Source organism: Salmonella sp. SAL-020, from assembly GCF_017372215.1.
Classification (GTDB): domain Bacteria; phylum Pseudomonadota; class Gammaproteobacteria; order Enterobacterales; family Enterobacteriaceae; genus Salmonella; species Salmonella enterica.
In genome coordinates this window covers 2,025,060-2,049,705 of sequence record NZ_CP071690.1, presented here as the reverse complement: position 1 = coordinate 2,049,705, position 24,646 = coordinate 2,025,060, and the positions used below count along the sequence as shown (strand labels likewise).

At 49.1% G+C, this 24,646-nt stretch carries 30 protein-coding genes, 1 tRNA gene and 1 pseudogene; 12 read left to right on the top strand and 20 right to left on the bottom strand.

Annotated features, from left to right (window positions below):
- Positions 1-218 precede the first annotated feature (218 nt).
- Positions 219-1,103, top strand: coding sequence for a D-hexose-6-phosphate mutarotase (locus tag J1G48_RS09880; RefSeq protein WP_000608660.1), 885 nt, complete (start codon positions 219-221; stop codon positions 1,101-1,103).
- Between the two features lie 98 nt (positions 1,104-1,201).
- On the opposite strand, the gene J1G48_RS09875 is transcribed toward J1G48_RS09880, so the two are convergent.
- From J1G48_RS09875 to J1G48_RS09865, 3 genes are all read right to left on the bottom strand, one after another.
- Complete coding sequence (locus J1G48_RS09875) at positions 1,202-2,059, bottom strand: aldo/keto reductase (RefSeq protein WP_072100761.1); 858 nt, start codon at positions 2,057-2,059, stop codon at positions 1,202-1,204.
- A 96-nt stretch (positions 2,060-2,155) separates the two neighbouring features.
- Positions 2,156-3,352 carry an anaerobic sulfatase maturase gene (locus tag J1G48_RS09870; RefSeq protein WP_000029229.1) on the bottom strand — a complete coding sequence of 399 codons (1,197 nt, stop codon included), beginning with the start codon at positions 3,350-3,352 and terminating at the stop codon, positions 2,156-2,158.
- Positions 3,353-3,641: 289 nt separating this feature from the next.
- Complete coding sequence (locus tag J1G48_RS09865) at positions 3,642-4,388, bottom strand: MipA/OmpV family protein (protein ID WP_000163762.1); 747 nt, start codon at positions 4,386-4,388, stop codon at positions 3,642-3,644.
- 426 nt (positions 4,389-4,814) lie between these two features.
- Between J1G48_RS09865 and yeaG the strand changes: the two genes are divergently transcribed.
- Together yeaG and J1G48_RS09855 are read left to right on the top strand one after the other, a co-directional pair.
- A complete protein-coding gene (yeaG, locus tag J1G48_RS09860; RefSeq protein ID WP_001518010.1) occupies positions 4,815-6,749 on the top strand; it encodes a protein kinase YeaG in 1,935 nt (644 codons plus the stop codon).
- A 122-nt stretch (positions 6,750-6,871) separates the two neighbouring features.
- Complete coding sequence (locus J1G48_RS09855; RefSeq protein WP_000219715.1) at positions 6,872-8,158, top strand: YeaH/YhbH family protein; 1,287 nt, start codon at positions 6,872-6,874, stop codon at positions 8,156-8,158.
- Positions 8,159-8,302: 144 nt separating this feature from the next.
- Here the strand turns inward: J1G48_RS09855 and J1G48_RS09850 are convergent, their stop codons facing one another.
- Positions 8,303-8,503, bottom strand: a complete 201-nt coding sequence (locus J1G48_RS09850) for a hypothetical protein (RefSeq protein WP_016705258.1) — start codon at positions 8,501-8,503, stop codon at positions 8,303-8,305.
- Between the two features lie 294 nt (positions 8,504-8,797).
- On the opposite strand from J1G48_RS09850, the gene dgcJ reads away from it, so the two are divergent.
- Complete coding sequence (gene dgcJ, locus J1G48_RS09845; RefSeq protein ID WP_001048662.1) at positions 8,798-10,291, top strand: diguanylate cyclase DgcJ; 1,494 nt, start codon at positions 8,798-8,800, stop codon at positions 10,289-10,291.
- Positions 10,292-10,340: 49 nt separating this feature from the next.
- On the top strand, positions 10,341-10,859 hold the full coding sequence (locus J1G48_RS09840) for a YbaK/prolyl-tRNA synthetase associated domain-containing protein (RefSeq protein ID WP_010989016.1): 519 nt from the start codon (positions 10,341-10,343) through the stop codon (positions 10,857-10,859).
- Here J1G48_RS09840 and yoaI read toward each other — a convergent pair.
- Complete coding sequence (gene yoaI, locus J1G48_RS09835) at positions 10,856-10,963, bottom strand: small membrane protein YoaI (protein ID WP_000272239.1); 108 nt, start codon at positions 10,961-10,963, stop codon at positions 10,856-10,858. The two genes, J1G48_RS09840 and yoaI, sit on opposite strands and share 4 nt — an antisense overlap.
- Before the next feature lie 205 nt (positions 10,964-11,168).
- On the opposite strand from yoaI, the gene J1G48_RS09830 reads away from it, so the two are divergent.
- Entirely contained in the window at positions 11,169-11,615 is a 447-nt protein-coding gene (locus J1G48_RS09830; RefSeq protein WP_000460698.1) for a DUF441 domain-containing protein, read from the top strand.
- Here J1G48_RS09830 and J1G48_RS09825 read toward each other — a convergent pair.
- Positions 11,595-12,389, bottom strand: coding sequence for a helix-turn-helix transcriptional regulator (locus J1G48_RS09825; protein ID WP_000579793.1), 795 nt, complete (start codon positions 12,387-12,389; stop codon positions 11,595-11,597). The two genes, J1G48_RS09830 and J1G48_RS09825, sit on opposite strands and share 21 nt — an antisense overlap.
- 100 nt (positions 12,390-12,489) lie before the next feature.
- On the opposite strand from J1G48_RS09825, the gene J1G48_RS09820 reads away from it, so the two are divergent.
- The gene (locus tag J1G48_RS09820) at positions 12,490-13,674 is read left to right on the top strand and encodes a CynX/NimT family MFS transporter (protein ID WP_000205339.1); all 1,185 of its coding nucleotides are present in this window, start codon (positions 12,490-12,492) and stop codon (positions 13,672-13,674) included.
- Between the two features lie 118 nt (positions 13,675-13,792).
- Positions 13,793-14,140 (top strand): DUF488 domain-containing protein, encoded by a 348-nt coding sequence (locus J1G48_RS09815; RefSeq protein WP_001222530.1) that lies wholly within the window; start codon positions 13,793-13,795, stop codon positions 14,138-14,140.
- Here J1G48_RS09815 and J1G48_RS09810 read toward each other — a convergent pair.
- Both J1G48_RS09810 and J1G48_RS09805 read right to left on the bottom strand, forming a co-directional pair.
- Positions 14,126-14,437: a hypothetical protein gene (locus tag J1G48_RS09810; protein ID WP_000487129.1), complete on the bottom strand. Its 312-nt coding sequence runs from the start codon at positions 14,435-14,437 to the stop codon at positions 14,126-14,128. The two genes, J1G48_RS09815 and J1G48_RS09810, sit on opposite strands and share 15 nt — an antisense overlap.
- A 68-nt stretch (positions 14,438-14,505) precedes the next feature.
- A complete protein-coding gene (locus tag J1G48_RS09805; protein WP_000673491.1) occupies positions 14,506-14,757 on the bottom strand; it encodes a DUF333 domain-containing protein in 252 nt (83 codons plus the stop codon).
- 195 nt (positions 14,758-14,952) lie between these two features.
- On the opposite strand from J1G48_RS09805, the gene J1G48_RS09800 reads away from it, so the two are divergent.
- Positions 14,953-15,051: a YoaK family small membrane protein gene (locus J1G48_RS09800; protein ID WP_001589065.1), complete on the top strand. Its 99-nt coding sequence runs from the start codon at positions 14,953-14,955 to the stop codon at positions 15,049-15,051.
- A gap of 138 nt (positions 15,052-15,189) precedes the next feature.
- On the opposite strand, the gene J1G48_RS09795 is transcribed toward J1G48_RS09800, so the two are convergent.
- The 6 genes from J1G48_RS09795 to J1G48_RS09770 form a co-directional block, all read right to left on the bottom strand.
- Positions 15,190-15,438 (bottom strand): GlsB/YeaQ/YmgE family stress response membrane protein, encoded by a 249-nt coding sequence (locus tag J1G48_RS09795; protein ID WP_000512149.1) that lies wholly within the window; start codon positions 15,436-15,438, stop codon positions 15,190-15,192.
- Between the two features lie 313 nt (positions 15,439-15,751).
- The gene (locus tag J1G48_RS09790) at positions 15,752-16,393 is read right to left on the bottom strand and encodes a hypothetical protein (protein ID WP_001576139.1); all 642 of its coding nucleotides are present in this window, start codon (positions 16,391-16,393) and stop codon (positions 15,752-15,754) included.
- Between the two features lie 229 nt (positions 16,394-16,622).
- A complete protein-coding gene (locus J1G48_RS09785) occupies positions 16,623-16,805 on the bottom strand; it encodes a DUF1869 domain-containing protein (RefSeq protein ID WP_000513733.1) in 183 nt (60 codons plus the stop codon).
- A 2-nt stretch (positions 16,806-16,807) separates the two neighbouring features.
- Positions 16,808-17,170, bottom strand: coding sequence for a DUF1971 domain-containing protein YeaR (yeaR, locus tag J1G48_RS09780; protein WP_001248993.1), 363 nt, complete (start codon positions 17,168-17,170; stop codon positions 16,808-16,810).
- A 173-nt stretch (positions 17,171-17,343) separates the two neighbouring features.
- The gene (gene leuE, locus J1G48_RS09775; protein ID WP_000457190.1) at positions 17,344-17,982 is read right to left on the bottom strand and encodes a leucine efflux protein LeuE; all 639 of its coding nucleotides are present in this window, start codon (positions 17,980-17,982) and stop codon (positions 17,344-17,346) included.
- A 196-nt stretch (positions 17,983-18,178) separates the two neighbouring features.
- A complete protein-coding gene (locus tag J1G48_RS09770) occupies positions 18,179-18,724 on the bottom strand; it encodes a chorismate mutase (RefSeq protein WP_000617985.1) in 546 nt (181 codons plus the stop codon).
- Positions 18,725-18,806: 82 nt separating this feature from the next.
- Between J1G48_RS09770 and J1G48_RS23305 the strand changes: the two are divergent.
- Positions 18,807-18,961: pseudogene (locus J1G48_RS23305) on the top strand (hypothetical protein).
- Between the two features lie 78 nt (positions 18,962-19,039).
- Positions 19,040-19,288 carry a biofilm/acid-resistance regulator YmgB/AriR gene (locus J1G48_RS09765; protein ID WP_000208086.1) on the top strand — a complete coding sequence of 83 codons (249 nt, stop codon included), beginning with the start codon at positions 19,040-19,042 and terminating at the stop codon, positions 19,286-19,288.
- A gap of 253 nt (positions 19,289-19,541) precedes the next feature.
- Here the strand turns inward: J1G48_RS09765 and J1G48_RS09760 are convergent, their stop codons facing one another.
- The 6 genes from J1G48_RS09760 to J1G48_RS09735 all read right to left on the bottom strand — a co-directional run bounded on the left by J1G48_RS09760 (position 19,542) and on the right by J1G48_RS09735 (position 23,264).
- Positions 19,542-20,390, bottom strand: coding sequence for a MerR family transcriptional regulator (locus J1G48_RS09760; protein WP_000190263.1), 849 nt, complete (start codon positions 20,388-20,390; stop codon positions 19,542-19,544).
- 68 nt (positions 20,391-20,458) lie between these two features.
- Positions 20,459-21,052, bottom strand: coding sequence for a helix-turn-helix transcriptional regulator (locus tag J1G48_RS09755; protein ID WP_001576140.1), 594 nt, complete (start codon positions 21,050-21,052; stop codon positions 20,459-20,461).
- 144 nt (positions 21,053-21,196) lie between these two features.
- The gene (aadA, locus tag J1G48_RS09750) at positions 21,197-21,985 is read right to left on the bottom strand and encodes a cryptic aminoglycoside nucleotidyltransferase ANT(3'')/ANT(9) (protein WP_000175789.1); all 789 of its coding nucleotides are present in this window, start codon (positions 21,983-21,985) and stop codon (positions 21,197-21,199) included.
- Positions 21,986-22,093: 108 nt separating this feature from the next.
- Complete coding sequence (zinT, locus tag J1G48_RS09745) at positions 22,094-22,741, bottom strand: metal-binding protein ZinT (protein ID WP_001574476.1); 648 nt, start codon at positions 22,739-22,741, stop codon at positions 22,094-22,096.
- Positions 22,742-22,852: 111 nt separating this feature from the next.
- Positions 22,853-22,929 (bottom strand) — tRNA-Arg (locus tag J1G48_RS09740).
- A gap of 8 nt (positions 22,930-22,937) precedes the next feature.
- Positions 22,938-23,264, bottom strand: a complete 327-nt coding sequence (locus J1G48_RS09735) for a four-helix bundle copper-binding protein (RefSeq protein ID WP_001183699.1) — start codon at positions 23,262-23,264, stop codon at positions 22,938-22,940.
- A 193-nt stretch (positions 23,265-23,457) separates the two neighbouring features.
- On the opposite strand from J1G48_RS09735, the gene J1G48_RS09730 reads away from it, so the two are divergent.
- Complete coding sequence (locus tag J1G48_RS09730) at positions 23,458-24,591, top strand: mechanosensitive ion channel family protein (protein WP_000456073.1); 1,134 nt, start codon at positions 23,458-23,460, stop codon at positions 24,589-24,591.
- The last annotated feature ends 55 nt before the right edge of the window (positions 24,592-24,646 follow it).

Sequence of the window (24,646 nt, the reverse complement as noted above, 5' to 3'; positions counted from 1 at the left end):
CGAATCACTGACGGAAGTCGAACTTATCGGGATGAATCAGGGATGTCCCTGGCCGGAGGTTACCTACGGTTGTTCAAATTCGTTCCCGATGAATTTGTCGTTCACTTGCCGCGTTACTCGGCCTGCGGCCTCGCCTCTACGGGCCAGCGCAAGCACTGGTCAAGGCACAAGCGCCTTGTCATGCAACTCGAATTATTTAGGGTTAAGAGGATTGCGTAATGATTAATAAAATTTTTGCCCTCCCGGTTATCGAACAGCTTACCCCTGTCCTTTCCCGTCGTCAGCTTGATGACCTGGATCTGATCGTCGTTGACCATCCGCAGGTTAAAGCCTCTTTTGCATTACAGGGCGCGCACCTTCTCTCCTGGAAACCCGTTGGCGAGGAAGAGGTATTGTGGCTCAGTAATAATACGCCTTTCAAAACCGGCGTGGCGCTACGCGGCGGTGTACCGATCTGCTGGCCCTGGTTTGGACCTGCGGCTCAACAGGGTCTACCGTCACACGGCTTTGCGCGTAATCTACCGTGGGCGCTAAAAGCGCATAATGAAGATGATAATGGCGTAATGCTGACATTTGAGCTGCAAAGCAGTGAGGCCACCCGGAAATACTGGCCGCACGATTTCACGCTGCTGGCACGTTTTAAAGTGGGCAAAACCTGTGAAATTGAACTGGAAGCGCATGGCGAGTTTGCAACCACATCCGCGCTCCACAGCTATTTTAACGTTGGCGACATCGCCAACGTTAAGGTCAGCGGACTCGGCGATCGGTTTATTGATAAAGTTAACGACGCTAAAGAAGGTGTCCTGGCCGGCGGTATACAAACCTTTCCGGACCGTACCGATCGCGTTTACCTCAATCCTGAAGCATGTAGCGTGATCCACGATGCGACATTAAACCGCACGATTGATGTAGTTCACCACCATCACCTTAACGTCGTAGGCTGGAACCCTGGCCCGGCGTTGTCCGTCAGCATGGGCGACATGCCGGATGACGGCTATAAAACGTTTGTCTGCGTTGAAACGGTTTACGCTACTGCGCCGCAACAAGCCACAGAAGAAAAACCCTCTCGTCTGGCGCAGACTATCTGCGTCGCTAAACGCTAAAAGTGAATGGATAACGGCGTTGCTATAGGATCTGAAAGGCGTCAGCCGCCATCAGGCATGACCTGCCGGATGGCGGCGCTTACACATTTTATCCGGCGTCACACCATATCCAACGCGGTTTTCCCTTTTGGCGCAGGCCAGGCGTTGTCCAGTAAGGCAAGTTCGTTTGCTGACAAGGCGATCTCAAGCGCCGCCGCATTTTGCTTCACGTGTTCTGTACTTCCGGCTTTCGGGATCGCCATCACGCCCGGATGTGCAATCACCCACGTCAGTAAGATTTGCGCCGCCGTTGCGTTATGCGCTTGCGCAATTTCATTCACCACCGGATGATTCAGTAAACCGCTACGTAACCGGCCAGCCTGCGCCAGCGGGCTATAGGCCATCACTGGCATTCGCTGTTGTTGACACCACGGCAATAAATCATACTCAATACCGCGTGACGCCAGATGATAGAGCACCTGATTTGTCGTGCATTGCTGTCCCCCAGGGATGCGCCACAGCGCCTGCATATCGTCATAATCAAGATTAGAGACTCCCCAACGGCGAATTTTCCCCTGCGCGATTAGCCGCTCCATACCTTCAACGGTCTCTTCGAATGAAAAGCTTCCGGCCCAGTGCAATAGATAGAGATCGAGATAATCTGTTTTCAGACGACGCAGGCTTTCCTCACAGGCGGCAACTATCTTCTGGCCGCCAGCGTTCCACGGGTACACTTTTGACACCAGAAATGCCTCATCGCGTCGCCCTGCCAGCGCCTCGCCCACGACCTTTTCCGCCCCGCCGTCGGCATACATTTCCGCCGTATCAATAAGGCGTAACCCCAAATCCAGCCCCGCGCGCAGCGCCGAAACCTCGCGCTGACGTTGATCCGCGCGCTCGCCCATATACCATGTTCCCTGTCCGATGGCAGGAAGCGTCACCTGCCCGCAAAACGTTACGTTTTTCACTGATTTTATTTCCTTTTCAAGGTCACTCGACGGTAAAACAATACAGGACTCTTAGACCCTACGGTAATGTCCGGCATCATACCGCGCAAGGGGGCGATTTTCTTGTCACTGACGAACGTCATCCGCAATCATGTCGACGATGCGGGTAATATGCGCGGCGGGTCGCTGATTTAGTAATAATTGACGCATCACATTCATATAGGGCGTCACATGTTGAAAGAACTCCAGATATCCTTTACAGAGATAATTTTGCCGTTCGCCGCCGTCCATACAAATTCGATGTTTCGGACAACCGCCGTGACAGGCAAAGCGCCACGTACAGTTCTGGCAGCGTGAGGAAAGGTTTGCTTTAGCCGCGCCAAACTGCTGCTGAAAAGGAGAGGCCGCCATTTCTTCTAAAGAGTGTTGCTGCAGATTGCCCAGTTTATAGGCGGGAAAAACAAAATGGTCACAGCTAAACACGTCGCCATTCTGCTCCACCAGCAAACTTTGCCCGCAGGTCGACTGCATCGTACAAAGCGTGGCGGGCTCCCCCATCCAGACGCCAAGTAAGTTATCAAAAAGCTGTACGAATATGCGTCCGACATCGTGACGTATCCATTGATCAAAAACATCGCACATAAAGGCGCCCCACCCTTCAGGCGTGACGGAAAAGGGCATCAGCGAAGGCGAATCCTCATTGTCAGATAACGTCAAAGAACGCTGCGCTTTTTGCGCGAGCGGCTCAACAATGGGAATAAATTGCAGGTGTTTACTTTCCAGTTCCTGCGTCAAAAAATGATAAATAGCGTTGCCATGACGGCATGACGCATCATTCACGACAGTGAGCGTGTTGAACTCGACATCATTTGCCTGCAGAAGGCGGATAGCATTAACGACTCGGGAAAAAGACGCCCGCCCTGACGGCGTTTTCCGGTAATTATCATGAACGACTTGCGGCCCATCAATCGATATACCAATCAGGAACTGGTGCTGCGCAAAGAAAGCCGCCCACTCTTCATTGATTAATACGCCATTGGTTTGCAGACTGTTGTAGATAGTTTTGCCGTTGGCATAGCGTTGCTGCAAGCGCACCACTTTTTGGTAAAAAGAAAGACCGCATAGCGTCGGCTCTCCCCCCTGCCAGCAAAACGAGACCTCTGAGGATGGCGTATCATCAATTACCCGGCGGATATACGTCTCCAGCACATCGTCAGAAATGACGCGCTGCCCCCGGGGTTTATCAAGATAGAAACAGTACTTGCAGGATAAGTTACACAGACTGCCGCTGGGCTTGGCTACGGTATTGAATACTATGCTCATTCGTCTTACTCACTGTGAAGAATGGGTATAGCATAAGCGGGACGTGACAGGGCGATATCAGCCAGCATTGCAACAATTATTACGCTAATTGTTAGCGCAGTTGTAATCACCTGGATTTTTCATATAAAAGGCTAGTTTTTTAAATTGATGTAACAAAGTATAAATCACGTAAGGCTGTACCATACCCGGTCAACAGCGCATTTATGCAAGCCGCCATGTTCGCGTTTCAGTTAGCACAAAGCCTGCATAACGCAGGCTTTGTCATGGTTTTTCCGGCAAATTCAATCAATCAGAATCTATAGGTCACGCCAGTAGAAAGGATACCGGTCCAGGATTTATCCACCATCGGGCTGTCGGTAATTTCATCCGACAGGCGGGTGTAGCGCGCAGTACCATATACGCTCCAGTTACCGGCGAAATTATAGTTAGCGCTAAGTTCAAGATACGGGTTCCAGCTATCGTTCGGGTTATAGCCGCGCAGGCCGCTACGCGAAGATTCTTTACGTGATACGCCGTAATAGTAATCGTTCTGGTTCTCGCTATTCCATTCAACCCCGATACCTGGCGTTAAGGTCAGCCCGCCATTGGTATACCGATACAGCCAGGCCAGATCCCAGACAATACCGTTACTGTTATCCAACGTATCCCCTGCCAGTGAGGTACGCAGGAATCCATACTGGGTGTGATGCGCGTAAGAAACGCCCGCCATCATAGTACTTTTACGCCTGTCCAGACGACGCAACTGATGGTCATCGCTGTCGCCCGGTTTGAAGTACATCGGGGACCAGTATGCCATGATTGACAACTTATCGGCATTGTCATTCCACAAGTAATACCCGCCGCCCAGACCACGGAACCAGAAGTTTTCGCTTTCATAAGCGATGACCGGTATCGGATAAACATCGCTATCGTAATCTTTATAAGGGTGTTCAACCACACCAACGCCTGCGCCCAACGTCAGGTTGCTTTCAGCGTGCGCGACGCTGGCGGATGTTGCAATAAACACGCCAAGAGCCAGAAGTTTAAGTTTGGTCACAATCCATAATTCCTTATTCAAATGTTCTGCGGCAAAAGTGTAACCGCCAATACCTGTAAGCCCAACTATTTTACACAATGTAACCGTTTAATATCACCATCACCGATTATTTTCAGATGATCGGCTGATGATCGTTATGTGACCGGGAACGCTTTTTCTGATATCCACCAGCCTTTTCTACCTGATGAGTTATTGATATGTCATCGAAATCCACTGACGCGTACAGGCAAGTTTTGCAAATGCCATCTACGCTTAATGTTAAGAAGGTGTATCACCGGACACGTTGATCTTCTGACCAATAAAATGGCATGAGAGTTGCTTTTTTTTCCTTAGCAGAGACGGCGTTCAGTCTACCTCTTCCGGGAGCCTCTACTATTCATATGAACGGCTCTTAACATGTGCGAAAAAACGAAAGGATGGCATATCATGAATATATTCGATCACTATCGCCAGCGTTACGAAGCTGCCAAGGACGAAGAGTTCACACTGCAGGATTTTCTTACCATTTGTCGGCAAGATCGCAGTGCTTATGCCAACGCGGCAGAGCGGCTATTAATGGCTATCGGCGAGCCTAATATGGTCGACACTGCCCAGGAACCCCGACTTTCCCGACTCTTCTCCAACCGGGTTATTGCTCGCTATCCTGCGTTTGAAGAGTTTTACGGCATGGAAGACGCGATTGAACAGATTGTCTCTTATCTGAAACATGCGGCGCAAGGGCTGGAAGAGAAGAAGCAAATTCTCTATTTGCTGGGACCTGTGGGGGGTGGCAAATCATCGCTCGCTGAACGGCTGAAATCGCTAATGCAGCGCGTGCCAATTTATGTTTTAAGCGCCAACGGCGAGCGTAGTCCGGTCAACGATCATCCGTTATGCCTGTTTAATCCGCAGGAAGACGCGCAGATTCTGGAAAAAGAGTACGGTATTCCGCGCCGCTATCTCGGTACGATTATGTCCCCGTGGGCGGCCAAACGCCTGCATGAGTTTGGCGGCGATATTACTAAATTCCGCGTGGTGAAAGTCTGGCCCTCCATTCTGGAGCAGATTGCCATCGCCAAAACGGAACCCGGCGATGAAAACAACCAGGATATTTCGGCGCTGGTCGGCAAGGTGGATATTCGTAAACTCGAACATCACGCCCAGAACGATCCGGATGCGTATGGTTACTCTGGCGCGCTGTGCCGCGCTAACCAGGGGATCATGGAGTTCGTCGAGATGTTTAAAGCGCCTATTAAGGTGCTGCACCCCTTGCTGACCGCAACTCAGGAAGGTAACTACAATGGTACGGAAGGTATTTCCGCCCTGCCCTTTAATGGCATCATACTTGCCCACTCAAACGAATCTGAATGGGTGACTTTCCGTAACAATAAAAATAACGAAGCGTTCCTCGACCGTGTCTATATCGTGAAGGTGCCTTATTGCCTGCGAATCTCCGAAGAGATCAAAATCTACGAGAAACTGCTTAATCATAGCGAGCTGGCTCATGCGCCCTGCGCGCCGGGCACGTTGGAAACGCTTTCGCGCTTCTCGATTCTTTCCCGCCTGAAAGAGCCGGAAAATTCCAGTATTTACTCGAAAATGCGCGTTTATGACGGTGAAAGCCTGAAAGATACCGACCCTAAAGCTAAATCGTACCAGGAGTATCGCGACTATGCGGGCGTGGACGAAGGGATGAACGGTCTCTCCACCCGATTCGCCTTTAAGATCCTCTCCCGCGTATTCAACTTCGACCATGCGGAAGTGGCGGCAAACCCGGTACATCTGTTCTACGTTCTGGAACAACAAATCGAGCGTGAACAGTTCCCGCAGGAGCAAGCTGAGCGTTATCTGGAGTTCCTGAAAGGCTACCTGATCCCGAAATACGCCGAATTTATCGGCAAGGAGATCCAGACGGCCTATCTCGAATCTTATTCTGAGTACGGGCAGAACATTTTTGATCGTTACGTGACTTATGCGGATTTCTGGATTCAGGATCAGGAGTATCGCGACCCGGATACCGGTCAACTGTTCGATCGCGAGTCGCTGAACGCCGAACTGGAAAAAATTGAAAAACCAGCGGGTATCAGTAACCCGAAAGATTTCCGTAATGAGATAGTAAACTTTGTCCTGCGCGCCAGAGCCAACAATAGCGGCCGTAATCCAAACTGGACCAGTTACGAGAAGCTGCGCACGGTGATTGAGAAAAAAATGTTCTCTAATACTGAAGAGCTGTTGCCGGTCATTTCTTTTAACGCCAAAACGTCGACTGACGAGCAGAAAAAGCATGACGACTTTGTCGATCGGATGATGGAGAAAGGATATACCCGTAAGCAGGTTCGTTTGCTGTGCGAGTGGTACCTGCGCGTGCGTAAATCGTCGTGATGTTAATGCCCGGTGGCGCTTGCGCTTACCGGGCCTACAAAGTAATGTTCTGTAGACTGGCTAAGCATTAGCGCTATCCGGCACTGACAGAACAGGCGCTCAGTTGGCAGTACGGGGGGCATATGACCTGGTTCATAGACCGACGTCTTAACGGCAAAAATAAAAGCACGGTGAATCGCCAGCGCTTTTTGCGCCGTTATAAAGCACAAATTAAGCAGTCAATTTCCGAAGCGATTAATAAACGCTCTGTGACCGATGTCGACAGCGGAGAGTCCGTCTCTATTCCAACCGATGATATTAGCGAACCGATGTTTCATCAGGGGCGCGGCGGTCTGCGCCATCGCGTCCATCCGGGTAACGATCACTTTATCCAGAATGATCGCATTGAGCGTCCGCAAGGCGGTGGCGGCGGCGGTTCCGGCAGCGGTCAAGGTCAGGCCAGCCAGGACGGCGAAGGCCAGGATGAGTTTGTTTTTCAGATTTCAAAAGATGAATATCTGGATCTGCTCTTTGAAGATTTAGCGCTGCCTAATCTGAAGAAAAACCAGCATCGCCAGCTTAACGAGTATAAAACTCACCGCGCCGGTTTCACCTCAAACGGCGTACCGGCCAATATCAGCGTGGTACGTTCGCTACAAAACTCTCTGGCGCGCCGTACAGCAATGACGGCAGGAAAACGCCGCGAACTGCACGCGCTGGAAACGGAACTGGAGACCATCAGCCATAGCGAACCAGCGCAACTGCTTGAAGAGGAGCGGTTACGTCGGGAAATTGCCGAACTACGGGCTAAAATCGAGCGAGTGCCGTTTATCGACACCTTTGATTTACGCTATAAAAATTATGAAAAACGGCCTGAGCCCTCCAGCCAGGCGGTGATGTTCTGTCTGATGGACGTCTCGGGTTCGATGGACCAGGCAACCAAAGATATGGCCAAGCGTTTTTACATTCTGCTCTATCTGTTTTTGAGCCGAACATATAAGAACGTAGAAGTGGTTTATATCCGCCACCATACCCAGGCGAAGGAAGTGGACGAACATGAGTTCTTTTATTCGCAAGAGACCGGGGGGACGATTGTCTCCAGCGCGCTTAAACTCATGGATGAAGTGGTTAAAGAGCGCTACGACCCGGGGCAGTGGAACATCTATGCGGCGCAAGCGTCAGACGGTGATAACTGGGCCGACGATTCACCGCTGTGTCATGAGATTCTGGCGAAAAAGCTGCTGCCGGTAGTGCGCTATTACAGCTATATCGAGATTACCCGCCGCGCCCACCAGACCTTATGGCGCGAGTATGAACATCTGCAGGCGACGTTCGATAACTTCGCCATGCAGCATATTCGCGATCAGGAGGATATTTATCCGGTATTCCGCGAATTGTTTCAGAAACAGAGCGCCAATCAAAGCGTATAAATAAATCCGCCCGTTCATATGTCGGGCGGATTTTAATAAACCTGGTGTTCGGTTTTTATGACTGAAGCAATTACCCGCGAATAGTCTGAATGAAGGTATTCCGGCATATCGGGTAATTTAACCCATTAATAGAATTCCATCATGTTAATAACACCAAGGCCAAGACCAAGGCCCCAAATGTCCTGGTTGCCCCACTCCAGGAGGAACAATGTGACAGGCAGGGACTTTATCAAAAACATGATCCAAAACATGTGAAAAAGGATCATCCGCCATCGCCGACGACGTAAAACCTGCTGCCAGTAATGCAAAAAATAAAATCACAGCCATCTCTTTAAATCGTTTCATAGAGCCTCAGAACGGAAGTAAATTATTATTCTTACCACTTCACACTCTTTTCATCATCATAATAAAGGTTATTTTCTTTTTGTCACAAATAGATCAGTATTGTTGGTTAAAAATTTAGTTTTTATCACAATAGTCACACATGAAAATATAAACACAGCGTATTAATTGGTTTATTAAATCGAGAATGATTTTTATTTCATAACATCAACACGTTTTATTTTTAAACAGTCTATTAGAGGAATTCTCATCGCTATGGTAAACTAACGCATCCGACTTTCAGGGCTGTAGTTCATCATGAATTTGCATCATAAAGCGCTCAGGCACTTTATCTCGGCAAGCGTCATCGTTTTGACATCGTCCTTCCTGATTTACGAACTTATTGCCAGCGACAGGGCAATGAATGCCTATATGCGTTATATCATGGAGAGAGCCGATTCGTCGTTTTTGTACGATAAGTACCAGAATCAGAGCATCGCCGCACATTTGATGCGAACTTTTGAAGCGCCGGGAGACCCCGTCACTGCAGAAAAACGCCGCGCGTTTTGCGACGCCTTTGAGGCTATTAACGGTACGCACGGCGTCAACCTGACCCGGCATAATTATCCGGGGCTACATGGCACCCTGCAAACCGCCGCTACACAGTGTACCGATAATCTTGATGACGCCCTTTTACTGCCTGCATTTGATCAGGCGGTAAGCATCAACCGTTCGCAGGACGACCACAGTCACGGGCTGGGCACACTGGAGCTTAAATTCCGTTATTACGTTGATTTAAATAAACATTATGTCCATTTCTATGATTTAATCAACTCACGGCGCTTCGCCATGCATCGTTGGACTTTTTTACAAAAAGGCACAATGGGTATTAACAGAAAAGATATAGATAAACTTTTTACCGGCCGTACGGTTATTTCAAGTATTTACATGGATGATATTACCCAGGAAAACGTCATGAGCTTTTTAACGCCAGTCTATCTGGCGGGAACGTTAAAAGGTATCGTGATGGTGGATGTTAACCAGGATAATTTAAAAAATATTTTTTATACCCAGGACCGTCCGCTGGTTTGGCGTTATCTTAACGTAACACTAAAGGACATGGACTCCGGAAAAGAAATTATTATTAATCAAAGCAAAAATAATCTGTTTCAATATGTGAATTATAGCCATGATATCCCGGGTGGACTGCGCGTTTCGTTGTCCCTTGATTTAACCTATTTCCTTGTCTCGTCCTGGAAAGCGCTGGCCTTTTACTTACTGGCAACGGCGCTCCTGCTTAATATGGTACGGATGCACTTTCGGCTTTATCGCAACGTCACACGCGAAAATATTAGCGATGCCATGACCGGGCTTTACAACCGTAAAATATTAACACCGGAGCTGGAACAGCGACTGCAACGCCTGGTCAATGCCGGGACGCCGGTGACATTTGTCGCTATTGATTGCGATAGGTTAAAACTGATCAACGATACCCAGGGGCACCAGGAAGGCGACCGAATTATTACCCTGTTGGCGAAAGCGATTAAAACATCGATTCGTAAAAGCGATTACGCCATTCGCCTCGGCGGCGATGAGTTCTGTATTATTCTTGTTGATTACGCGGCGGATTTGGCTATCCATCTGCCGGAGCGTATTATTCGTAACCTGCAAATTATTGCACCGGATAAGACAGTCCATTTTTCCGCCGGGATTTATAATATGCAGCCCAATGATACGATTAATGATGCCTACCAGGCTTCCGATGCGCAGCTCTATCTGAACAAACAGCAAAAACAACATCGTTCATCATAGTGCTTCGCAGTAAATGTTCATATTGCACCAGGAGTAAGAAATGGCCGAAATGACTGAAGTCGCAAAGGGTGTCGCTACACACCAACGTTTAGTGGCTTTATTAACCCAGGAGAACGCGCGCTATCGTGTGGTGAACCATGAAGCGGTAGGGAAATGCGAAGCGGTATCTGAAATACGCGGTACTGCGCTGGGCCAGGGCGCAAAAGCGCTGGTCTGTAAAGTCAAAGGCAACGGCGTCAACCAGCACGTTCTTGCTATTCTGGCGGCCGATCAGCAAGCCGACCTCTCTCAGCTTGCTTCACATCTGGGCGGCTTACGCGCTTCCCTTGCCAGCCCGGCGGAAGTCGATATGCTGACCGGCTGCGTTTTTGGCGCGATCCCGCCTTTCAGTTTTCACCCCAATCTGAAACTGGTCGCCGATCCGCTCCTGTTTGAGCGTTTCGATGAAATTGCCTTTAATGCCGGCCTGCTGGAAAAATCAGTCATTATGAATACACAGGACTATCTGCGCATCGCCCGACCAGAACTGGCAGTCTTCCGCCGCTTTCAGTCATCGCCAACGGCTTAGTCCCCTTCCCCTTCAAGGAGCAATACAGACACAACGATAATGATAAAAATGGCGAAAAACGACGCCGTTATCATCAGCGCTTCAAGAAACGGTGGATCGTACATAATTGTATCCTCAGGAAGACAACAATGACGGTTCACCGGTTAGCAGTACGCTGCGTTGATGGCAATTTAATGACAACGCCGTTTTTCACGTAGAAATTGTCTTTCAGGCAGTTGCCTGAAATCCGCATCAATCGTTAAAAAGGCCTGTGCGCTTTCCCGTTTGGGCGTAAAGTAGTCAGGCTTACTTTTTGGCAAGGAAACCATAATGTTTGATGTCACTCTGCTGATCCTGCTCGGACTGGCAGCTCTGGGATTTATCAGCCACAACACCACTGTCGCCGTCTCAATTCTGGTGCTGATTATTGTCCGCGTAACCCCGTTGAATACCTTTTTTCCCTGGATTGAAAAACAGGGGCTCACCGTCGGGATTATCATTCTGACCATCGGCGTGATGGCCCCCATCGCCAGCGGAACCCTACCGCCCTCCACATTGATCCACTCTTTTGTGAACTGGAAATCGCTGGTCGCGATTGCCGTCGGCGTTTTCGTCTCCTGGCTGGGCGGTCGCGGCATTACGCTGATGGGAAACCAACCGCAGCTCGTCGCCGGGCTGCTGGTCGGTACGGTACTTGGCGTCGCGCTGTTTCGCGGCGTGCCGGTCGGCCCACTGATTGCGGCGGGGCTGGTCTCTTTAATTGTGGGGAAGCAGTAACTCGCCCGTCAGATACTGGCCTGGCGTCTGCCCCAGGCCTTTTTTAAACATGGTAATGAATGCCGTGGTGGAATCATAACCCAGCATTTGCGCCGTCTGCTGTACATTACGTCCCGCGATCAGCGCTTGTAGCGCCAGAATTAATTGCAACTGATGACGCCAGCGACGAAAGCTTAGCCCCGTCTCTTTGACGACCAGCCGGGCAAGGTTACGCTCGCTCATCGCGAATACGCTGGCCCACTGCCCTAACGTATTCCATCGCGCGGGCTCCTGCGCCATTGTCTCAACCATTTGGCGGATTTTCGGATGCCCCGATACCGGTAATTGCAATTGTTCCTGCGGCTGCTGCGGCAGTTCATCAAACAACACCTGAATAAGGCGCTGCGTTGGCATTTGCGCTCTTTCGGGATCGGTTCTGCGCGCCAGCGACAAAATCAACTCCCGGCATAACGGCGAAATTTTCAGCGTGCAGCAACGCTCCGGCATGACGACCGCCGCAGGTTCAATAAATAAAAAGCACAGCTCCGCCCCTGCGGTCACATGATTACTGTGCGGCAGCGAGCCGGGGAGCCAGACGGCATACTGGGGCGGAACCATCCACATCGCATTTTCCACCTCACAGGTGATCGCGCCGTGCAGAGCGAGGATCAACTGTCCCTTGCGATGCTGATGGCGAGGGCTAAACAGTTCATCATCCCTGGCGCGAATACAAAAGGCCACAGCGGCATCGTGGTGAAGGTCGGGATCGTAACCGTCCAGTCTCAGGCCAATCATTATATTGTCCGATTTTAGCGATAAATTGTCATTTTAGCTTGATTCATCCAAACAGTAAAAACTGTTAAGGTATCGCCTCGCCTGACGAGATGAGAAAACGATGACGACAGCCCTTTCACCACGCGGCAAACAGGGCGCTTTACTGATTGCCGGTATTTTGATGATAGCCACTACGCTGCGCGTAACATTTACCGGCGCTGCGCCGTTGCTGGAGACAATCCGTTCGGATTACGGTCTTTCCACCGCCCAGACGGGCCTGCTAACAACCTTGCCGCTTCTGGCGTTTGCACTGGTTTCGCCGCTGGCGGCCGGTATTGCCCGCCGGTTTGGGATGGAACGCAGTCTGTTTGCCGCAATGCTGCTGATTTGCGCGGGTATTGCTCTCCGCTCCCTGCCCTCCGCTGCATTGTTGTTTGCCGGAACTGCCATTATTGGGTGCGGGATAGCGCTGGGTAATGTGCTGCTACCAGGATTGATTAAGCGCGATTTTTCACAACATGTCGCCAGGCTGACGGGCGCGTATTCATTGACGATGGGCGCCGCCGCCGCGTTGGGGTCCGCGCTGGTGGTTCCGCTGGCGTTGCACGGTTTTGGCTGGCGCGGCGCGCTGTTAATGCTAATGCTGTTTCCGCTGTTGGCGTTTCTTATCTGGTTGCCGCAGTGGCGCACTACCCGCTCAGCTAACCTGAGTAGCTCCCGGGCATTACATGAACGCGGTATCTGGCGTTCGCCTTTAGCCAGGCAAGTTACGTTGTTTCTGGGACTTAACTCACTGATTTATTATGTGATTATCGGCTGGTTACCAACAATACTCATCAGCCACGGTTACAGCGAAGCACAGGCAGGATCGCTACATGGCCTGCTGCAACTGGCGACCGCGGCGCCTGGGTTAGCCATTCCGCTTATTTTGCCTCGCTTTAACGATCAACGCTGGATTGCCGCGCTGGTCTCACTCTTGTGCGCAGTGGGCGCGGCGGGGCTTTGGTTTGTGCCGGGCCAGGCGATCATCTGGACGCTACTGTTCGGCTTCGGTTCAGGCGCGACGATGATCCTCGGCCTGACGTTTATCGGCCTGCGCGCCAGTTCGGCGCATCAGGCGGCGGCGCTTTCCGGCATGGCGCAGTCGGTCGGGTATTTACTGGCGGCATGTGGGCCGCCCGTCATGGGAAAACTTCATGATGCCAGCGGTAGCTGGTATCTGCCGCTATCGGGCGTAACGGTTCTGGCTATCATCATGGCGATTTTAGGCCTCTACGCCGGACGCGATCGAGAGATAGCGTCATAAATAAACCTGATACCCACTTGAATGCCTGATGACGCTTCGTTTATCAGGCCTGATCCATTAAAATCATTACCGCTATCCGACAAAAGTACCGTAAGCGACACCATCACAGGAGGGAAAAATGCGAATCCAGTGTAAGCGCGTCTATTTCCCGGCGGAAAAAGACGATGGTTATCGGGTATTGGTTGACAGGCTATGGCCACGCGGCATTAAAAAATCGGCGCTGGTCTATGATGAATGGAATAAGGCCATTACGCCCTCCACCGAATTGCGCAAAGCCTTTCATAGCGAACTGATTGATTTTAACCACTTCGCGCAGCAATACCGGGCAGAACTTGCGCAACAGCATCACGAAGGCAAACGGCTGGCGGATATTGCCCGACACCAGCCGCTAACGTTGCTATACGCCGCTAAAGATACTCGCCAGAACCATGCCATTGTGCTGGCAGAGTGGCTACGAGAGCTGTGATTGTCGTGCCGCCGCCTGGCCTGGTTGTCTGTCCGGGGACAACGGCATCAAATGTTCTGCTCGCACCCAGGCAAAACCGTGCTGACCATCGGCGGAGGCTACGTCGCCCGTAACCAGCCACAGCGCCCGAGGCGCTTCTTTCGGCAGTAAGGTGACGTGTCCATTTACCGGATTAATGAATTCATCTCCGGGTTGGCACAGGCAAAATAGCTCAACCGATTTACCAATATTCCGCCGTCCGGCGGGTGTCTTAGCGCCAATAACTATTGCCAACGCGCCCGGCTTTAACTGAAACATATTTTCTTGCGCCGCATGAAACTCATTATCAGATTGTTCTTAATCATATCCCGTCGGACCGCAGGTTGTCACTTTTTCGTATCAGGGTGCTCTCTGCGCCATAATGCCCACTCATCAATGATTTCGCCATTGGGCAATTTGCAATCGGAACGCACGCCTTGTGGGGTCTGCACCGGCATCAGCGTACCGCCCTGTTGCTCACAGTAGACGGCTGCCGGATTAGGCATCCCAATGCGCGGCGGCCGGGGGGCGTTGGGTTGCGACGATGAACAAGCGCTCAGCAGCAATACGCCTGGCAACGCAATCCACGTAAATTTCATAACGACTCCTTAAAGCGATATTTTGTCCAGGATAACCTGGCGGGTACGCTATTTCCATACTTTCTGTCAGCGCTTTAGTGGGTGTTTATCCCGGGTTAAGTCAGTAATAGCCACGCCCTGTCACAAAGCAACCGACCTTTTGTCGCTGAGAAAACCCTGCTATTCTGGCGCCCCCTGAACAGTGAAGGTAATAGCATGAGAGTGGGTATCCTCTTCCCTGTCGTCATTTTCATTACGGCAATATTATTTTTGGCATGGTTTTTTATTGGCGGTTACGCCGCGCCGGGAGCATAACCATGAGGAAAACAACGATGGTGTTGATGGGCATCGCGCTAATTGCGGCGGCGGGTACCGAACTGGGCTGGTGGTAAATTCATTTTGAATAATAAAGGCTACCTGTCGTAGCCTTTATTATCTCTGAAAGTTCTGCGTTTAGCTTTTGATTTTTCTGTAGATTAACAGCACGACAATCGCACCGATCACCGCGACTGCAAAGCTGCCGAAGTTGAAACCATCCACTTTGCCAAAGCCAAAGAACGTACTGATCCATCCTCCGACTACCGCACCAACGATCCCCAGAATGATCGTCATAAAGAATCCGCCGCCATCTTTACCTGGCATGATCCACTTAGCCAAAATACCCGCAATAAGTCCAAAAATAATCCATGAAAGAATGCCCATTTTTTCCTCACTTATGTCTTAACGTTAGCGGTTTATTTGCCGTTAAAAAGAATAGCACATCGTCAGGAAAGTGAAGTTTGTGATATCCATCACCTTTTAGCGTCGTGGATAAAAGCGCATAAATATCAGGGTTGCAATCATTAATGATAACGATTATCTTTATCAACACCGAGTAGTTGAGTTTATAACCCACCTGTTCGGTACGACATTGCTCACATTGCTTCCAGTATTATTTGCCCGCCTCACCGAGTGCGGGCTTTTTTTGCTAACCGCTATCTATCCCATGTCGAATTCATGGTCTTTTTCAGCCGCGCTATTTTGCGTGATACGGGGTCATCTCCAGCGCCGTACATTCATCCTGCTTGTCCTGCTGCATAAACACCACGGTCACCATAAACAAACCGATCATAAATGGCACTTCATAAAGCTCTTCAATCAAATCTGTGTAACGAGCGTTATGCAGGAATATCGGCGACAACCACCGATGATGCTCGACAGTGTCGGAAATCAGATATGAACATGCCGTCACGGTAAACAGCCACAATGGCAGAGGAGCGTCCCGTAGGCGACGAACAATCTCCTTACGGAGCCCGGCAGAAAACAGGACTGGCAAGACTAACGCAGCAATTAATAGCACTGAAATCGTTCTGAACAGCATACGCGGCTCGTCAGGGAAATAGTCACGCCCCCAACTGGTGCTTCTACCCAATAGCACCACCCACCAGACAACAGCCCATAGCCAAAACTGCTTTGCCCCTTCGGGACGGGAAAGTGGCCGTATATACCAGGCGGTAAATAGCGCCCCAAACAGTAACCATAACGCTTGTCCGTTTTCAATCCATCGGACCACCACGCCGTTAAGCAAAGGCAATTGCCAGTCCGCCGTAAACGGGATGACCACAGCGGCAAGCGCAAGAGTAAGTGCTGACGAAGTTAATCGGGTATCGAGTTTCATGATTATAAGACTCTTCTGGTTTTTAATACCCAATCATAAGTTTTATGAATACGCTCTCATTAGCAAACAATGCGATATTCTTAATGTTTTCTTAATGTTTCTTTTCAACCCATGTCTGATGTAAATAAACAGCGCTTTTCAATACGCAAAAACCGCATCACGCTGGCGACGCGCGATGCGGCTTCTGATTTAAAAAATCACTTTATATCAAATAGATACTACAAGATCCTTACCAACCGCAAACGTCGTGTTCGTTTTCGGTATCGTAGGAACGCACGGTATTGACCAAATCCTTCACAACTTCTGCTGCAACTTCAGGTACCAGCAACGTCATCGGTGCTTCCGTTTCATAGTCCACAGAGACGCCGTTGCTATTATTCGTGACCGTGACGGTATAAGTGGCCTTTCCCATTATTATTCTCTCCCGGCATGAATGACTTTTCGTGAGGTCGCCCCTTCCATCAGTACTTCCGGCGCGACAAAAAAGTCGATGTTAAAATAGGTATCATCCGTCATGACCTCAATATTGTGCCACTTTTCCGGAGGAAACACGCCAAACTCGCCGGCATTGATCACCATGATCTCTTCCGGCTCAGAGCAATGTTCATCAGCGTATCCGAGATATTTGACCGCCCCCTGCATCACCGAGAGACGAGGATAAACGCCGGGTCGCGTTCCCTTATCAAGGTGGCGTTCGAAAATTCCGGCAGGCGCCGTCTCTTTGTTCCAGAAGGGCGTGGAACGTGTATGGATATGATTTTGTGGAATTTGCCGCATTTGCTTCCCTCTTCCCGCAGGTTACTCAGCGATAATCTCATCGCTGTCGTAAAAAGGTTACGCTCCAAAAACAGCATTTTAAATACCATTTATTGGTTACTATTTTGCTGTTTTCCACGCAATAACACCGAAAGGAGAGCAATGACCCGCCGTTGACGACGGGTCCGGGAGGGTTAAGACTGGAGCGTTGCCAGGCGGGCGGCAAACCCGACGAAAAGAAGGCCAATCAAAGAATTGCCCACTTTTGCCAGTTTCTTTTTGGTACCAATATAGTGGGTTACAAAAGCGCCAGAAAGAATTAAAAAGCTCAGATAGCAAAAACTGACAATTTCAAGGGTGGTGGCCAAAATAAAAAATGACACGCCAGTATGCGGCGCAGTAACATCAATAAATTGCACAAAAAAGGAAACATAAAAAAGTATGGCTTTAGGATTCGTCAGGCTAAGAATTAAAGCACGCTTAAAAATAGCGCCAAAAGGAACTACCGTTTCCGTCGCCGCACGCCCTTTTGAGGTCAGAGTGGCGTAAAGGATTTTTGCGCCAAGGTAGAGCAGATAAAACGCGCCGAGATAGCGAACAATGTTAAACAGAACCGGCGTTGTTTTGATCAGCGTCGCCACGCCCGCATACGCCAGAAACATTAATATCGCATCGCCGATAAACACGCCGCATGCGGCAAGATATCCTCCTTTAACCCCGCGTCCCACGCTATTTTTAAGCACAAAAAGCGTATTCGGCCCCGGTACCAGAACGATAAAAATCGCCCCGACCAGGTACGTCCAATAATTCAGAACACCATACTCCGCGAACACATTAACCTCTTCCTGAAAACATTTACGCTTAGCTGCGAAACAGTATGCTAACGAATGCACCGGAAGATGGGAAGCGAAACCACGTCTCACCAGCCGCTATTCCGCCACGCTTATATCCAAATCACCTAAAAGCGTTCTTTTATCGCTACCTCCGCAGGCAATCACCAGGTATTGGCCCACCTCTCCTCATGTGGAGTTAACGCGCGCGTCGCACCAAAGATAAGGCTGCCAACACATTACTGATATCGCTCTCATTCAGATTCGGCGCATTAAACTGCGCTCTCAGCCACACCATATCGTCGTGGCTGAAAGCGCCGACCATCAAGCGCTGGCTGATAATGATCAACATTTGATTATCAAGTTGTCGAATACGTTGCCGGGTGACCGACAAGGTTTGTATCGGAAAGGAGGGTTCCGAGCCGGTTCGCCACTGCGCTAAATAGCGGTACTGTATCGCTTTACTGGCATCCATTAGCGAACGAATAAAAGGGGTTATCGAATGCGGGTCCAGACCGTTATTTTTCGCTTCTTCTTCAGCCTCGGCAAAAACATTTTGTTCACGTGTGAAATCCTCTATCGGCAGATGGTGCTTCATTTTATAAGCAGCCACATCTTTCATTAATAACATGCGTTCATTGAGCGCGGTTAAGAGCGCGCCAAGCGATACCGACGTTACCGAATCGGCAAAAGTGGTGCTGCACATCAATAAAGAACAAAGAAAAATGGCGATATGACGAATCATTAATCAACCTCCTTTTACGGAGGCTTGACAGTAATTTACCTTTATTAAGATAACATTAAGTAATTATTACAGATGGGTATTAATGCTTATTCGTTTAAACTGGAGTGATAGAAAGAACAGGCCGTTGATTCTGCGGAATCTTCACCTTCATTTAAAGTGTATAAAATATACAACAAATCACACAAATGTGATGCATATCACGTTTTTATGATTTTTTATTACAGTTTTATGATATAGGTCTAACTTTAATAGGTCACTAATTTCTCTCCCCCGCTCAGGGAGATCGGCTTCAATTTACATCGAATATGGTGAAATATGACTACCATTACACTAGTCAACGAACAAAATAGTACTGGCAATCCTTTTTCTGCACATATGTTATGTGAACAGCGAGCTATTCAGGAAATTACTTACGAACTATTGCAATCGCAGCAGCATGTCTCAAATAAGGATATCATCGCCAAACTTATTGAAAAACTGGAAACAGAAAAAGACGTAGTGCAGCTTGATATTTACCGTAATGCCTTAGAAGCCGTTTTGTTTCAGACACCTGACGACATCTAATATATACCCAAAATAATTCGAGTTGCTTAAAGGCGGCAAGGGAGTGAGTCCCCAGGAGCATAGATAACTATGTGACTGGGGTGAACGACAAATCTGCCGGGAGCAGATTTGAACGTCGCTTGCGACGGCCCGTCAGGGCGAGGCCTATGGATGGGCCGAGTAATCCGTAGCCAACACATAAGCAACTTGAAGTATGAAGGGTATAAACAAGGGAGGGGTTACTCCTCCCCTGTTCGTTAATAATGCAGATGCCTCAACGTGCGGTGCCTGATTTTTCGTAGCCGTTTGCATGGATTTGCGGTGCAACATGCTGCATGCTTTCGGGCATCTCATGCTGCCGGTATACGGCTGGCAGTAATGTTAAGCCTGAGCCATTTTTCACATGAAGACTAAATTTACCCGATTCTTTTAAAGCCTGAATAAGATTTTCCTGCGCGGGAGTTAATGTCTCATCATGCCACAGAACAATATGCTCGAAAGACGTTGATAAAAGATCGGGCATCGGCGCCTGCCAGGGGATGACTTCAACTCGCATACCTTCACTACAATATTTAATCGTTTCCAGCCATAGCTCAATGGGGTCGTTCAGCGAAAACGCAGCAATAAGCATTGTGCCTGCTGGCGCCTTTCGTACGCTACTTAGCTGGAACGTGGCGTATTCAATAATCGCAGTATCCAGTAATGCCTTTTCAAATCGGCGTGCATCATCATCGCCTGCGGACAACCACAGCCGTAAAGGACGCAGTATTGACTCAATTACGATACACGGCGGAATTTCCCGACCATAACGCCAGAGTAATTTTCGCAATTTGGCGGGTTCGAATTTTCTACACTGCGCTAAAATCTCTTCCTGGTAGAATAACCATCCCGAGCGGCAATGCGTTTCTTCACCATAGAGGGCAGGTTTAATCTCTTTTAATGAAAAGCCTTTGCTTAACGCGTCGATAATATGCTGTATTCTGATAGCATCTTCTATGCAATAAAAACGATTGCCAGCTTCATCTTTGGTAGGTTGAAGCAGGCCATAGCGTTCCCAGGACCTGATATTTGCTGTTGTGACACCACACTGCGCCGCCATTGCGCTAATACTAAAAGTAGCCATGCCTGTCTGGCCTCATGATGATGTAAGAAAGCATAGTGAACCTAAACGCCATCAGAAGCAAATCATTATTAAGCAATGACCTTACTATTTACACGGGAAATTACATTATCAACATTATTTATTGTAAGCCAGTGCGTAAAGGCTTTAGAAACGGACAGTATTTGATAGTCCAGAACTGTTCTACAACCTAATTTAGTCAGAACATGGTAGCGTACTGAGTAAATAGTTTTTAAATGTACATTCAGCTCACAGCTTATTTGTCGGATATCCATTCCTTTAACAAGCATCGCCAAAACATTTCTTTCATTCGCCGTTAATCTGACTTTCTCTGACCTGGGAAAAAATTGACCAGCAGCGGCCAAAATTAGTAATTCGCGCCACTCAGCAATAGAGGCATCGACCTTTATTCGATATATAGCATGATGTTCATCAATAAAGTTATATTCATTATGGGTAACAATTCCAATGAGTACCGCTTTAAATGTGGAAGTAATATACTGCTGTACGGTGTAGTAATCGTCGATATCAAAAATAATATAATTTACGTTGCCAGCTATTATTGCGACGTCCTTAAATAAGGACTCCAGACCATAATTAAGAAACAGGTTTTCGCTCAATAGTCTTGTATCTGTCTTTAAAACAGATGATGCGGAACCAGTCATATCCACCTCAACAAAACGAGAGCCATGTGGGAATATCCATTCGATGGCCCGCATAAGATCATCTGCTTACTTCAGCGATGAGAACCTATTAAGTAGTAGTTGAGGAACGCCGTTTGCGCAACCTGACAGACGTCCTGGGGCATCTTATGTGAACTGCGTGGGGATGTGCGCTTTGGCAAAATCCACAAAGCGTACGACCGCAGGCAGCAAAATATGCCAGTCCTGTTGCTCCAGACCTAAATATTCACGCTGCGCCGCACGCAACGTGGCAGCATAATCTTCTGGCAACTGAGGTAACAGCCAGTCAGCCGCCGCATCCTTAGAGGTAAATCTCCCGGTAGAAAGGGTATACCAGATACGCGCCAGGGTTAAAACGATATGATACTCATCTCCCTGCACATCTGCCGTGGATTGCCAAAGGTCGAGGGGATAACGCAAGGCCTTCAGCAACTGCGCCGCAGGGGCTGGCGTGAACAGCCGTTCCGCGCGTTCTCCCTTTAGCGGTATACTGGTTTCCAGAATTTGGGTTATCAGTAACACAATGTCCCAGTCCTGCTGCGCTGGTTCATAAATCCCCTGACAAATGTCCTCTCTTAGCCACTCGCCAAATTGCATTTCCCGGGCAGGTGGAAAACACCAGGGAACCAGCTGCGAATAAAGCACGACAGTGACCTCCAGAGCGCGTTTTTCTGCCGACGCCCCCGGCGGCGATGAAAGCGCCAGCAATTCCTGCATCAGCGTTGCGCGTTGGGCCTCCGTCAGCAGCTGGCATATTGTCACCAGTAGATCAATGTCGCTGTTTGGCTTCAGACCGCCCGCGACAGCGGAACCATATAAATGAATAGCACGCAACGTATCGCCTGTGACACGAGTAATCAGGCGACACGCCGCTTCCGTTTGGCATTGAATCGAGGGCGGTATGGACAGCGTCATCGTTGCTCCGGGGGCGCAGGTATTTTTTATATTGATTGCCAGAAATATGGCATAACGGCAGAAAAAAAGCCCGCTATTCATAGCGAGCTTTTAACATTGCAATCAGACTTAATGATGTAGCATTTCGTCAACGACCTCATTCGCCTTTAACTGATAAGGATAATAGGTAGGCCAGTTTTCCATCTCTTGCAACAATGCCTGCTGCGAGGTATTTCCCATAAAGATATGGAAGTGCGCCGATTTGCGCGGGGCAATGATATGATCGCTAAACTGAACATATTTAGGCGCTTTGCTATTCGCATCTTTACATTCGAACAGGTAGCGCACCCCTTTTTTACCCGATGCGTAAGTCAGAATTTTATAGCCGGCATAATTGTATTTACAGGATGCAACGTTATTGTCGCGATGGAATTCTATAACGCCATTTTCAATGCCGATCGTCTCAACATTCGTCACGTATCCTTTGCGATAATACGCTTTAATATCCTCAAACGTTTTCTCCGGGTCTTTCTTCGCCTTTTGTCTGAAGACAGGGTCCAGCTCGCCGCTGACCAGATAAGGATAGACGGATTGCCACATACCATCCCAGTCGGTGAGCGCGCGATCGCGTACATTCGCGTCATCAAACACGCCCGCTGCCGCTTTTTGCTCAACCTCCGTCATCGGCGCGCCATGAGCATGATGACCATGCGCGAAGGCAGGACTATTGACCAACAGCATTCCCAGAAGCATTGTCAGTTTTTTTAAATGAATCACCAAAACGTTACCCTCATCTTTCTTAGAAAGATGATTGTTATATTATAACATTGCACTTATTTCAACAGAAACTCAGCGGCCACCGCGCAGGTGGCCTTTTTTGATATCAACTGGTCCGCCATCGAGGAATTGAACCCCGAACCTTAGAGGTAGAAGCTCTATGCTCTATCCGGTTGAGCTAATGGCGGAAGAAAAATTACGCGGCCATTTTAAGGCAGGCGTCTGCGCATTGGCTGCATGCCCGCGCGCAATTCTGGCAATGGTCGTGATCGTGCCTTGCACACTCTTCGGCGCAGGCTTTGCAGATATCCGCGCACAGGCGGCATAATTTTTGTGAGTACTCGCTTTCCAATGCCATAAATTGCGCCGCCAGGCGACAAATGGCCGCACATTGCATATCTAACTGGATGCAGTGCTTCATCATTTCGACGTTATCTTCACGCAGACAAGAAGAGGCGCAGATATCACACGCCGCCGCGCATTCATAACACTGCTCAATACACTCACGATGTTCTTGTTGCATAAATGACTCCTTATTTTATTAAGAGGAGTAGATAAGTCTGCACAGAAACGCCGGGATAGCCAAACGGCTACCCCTCTTTTTCATACTTTTTGAACAAAAGTGCTGAATAAAACAGCAATAGTAAAGCCGGAAATCGGCCTCCGTGATGTGACGTCTATACTGTAATGTTCATCTGCTTTTCATCGGAGGTAAAATGGAGTATTTAGCACGACTAAATATCGTTGCGATGCTGATGTCAACGACGTTCTGGATCAATCTGGCGGTCGTTTTTTTCGTCACCCTCATTACTTACTGGCTCATCAACTGGCTACTTAATGTGGTCTATAAAGCGCTACAACGCCCGGATAAAAAGAATGATGCTCATGGGCGGCTGCGGCCTATTGTTTTCGAGATGCTGAAAAAGACCAGTAAGATGCTAATCTTTTTTGCCGCATTTCTCTTTAGCCTGCGCTTTGTCGCCCTGCCCGACCGGTTATTCTCTACCCTCTCTCACGCCTGGTTTTTAGTGGTTGCGATTCAAATGGCGATTTGGCTTGATCAGGGCGTACAGTCATGGATGCGTCATTTACTGTATGCCCCAGGCTCCAATAAAAACCCGGTGACGTTAGTCATTCTTGGTATGATTTTGCGCGTGCTCGTCTGGTCTATGATGTTGCTCTCCATCCTGGCGAACGTCGGCGTGGATATTACCGCACTGGTAGCCAGCCTCGGCGTGGGCGGTATTGCTATTGCCCTGGCGGTACAAACCGTTCTGAGCGATGTCTTCGCTTCGCTGTCGATTGGTTTCGATAAGCCCTTCGAGATCGGCGATTTCGTCGTCTTTAATGATGTAGCCGGTACGATTGAACATATCGGTTTGAAAACCACTCGCATCCGTAGCCTCAGCGGCGAACAGATCGTTTGTGCGAACGCGCAATTGTTGCAGCAAACCATACACAACTATAAGCGGATGCAAACGCGTCGTATCGTGTTTACTTTTGGCGTCGCCACTGCGACACCGCCGGAAAAGTTACGCCTCATCGGCGATATGGTGAAAAAGATTATTACCGATGTCGGCGAAACACAATTCGACCGCGCCCATCTACTGGCCTTTGGTCAGGATCGGCTGACCTATGAGGTGGTGCATATCGTCAATACCGCGGATTACAATAAATACATGGATATTCAGCAAGAGATAAATATCCGTATTATTGAAAAACTCATTGAGAATGATATCGAACTGGCGCTGCCTAGTCTGGTTGTCAGAGCCCCTGTACAGGTTGAAGAGACCAGGGACTACAGTAATACCGCTGATGCAAAAAACGCAGATAAACGCGTCATGCAGTAAAATCTCTGCCGACAATACCGGGAACCCATGGGTTCCCGGTGCGTTAACGGCGACA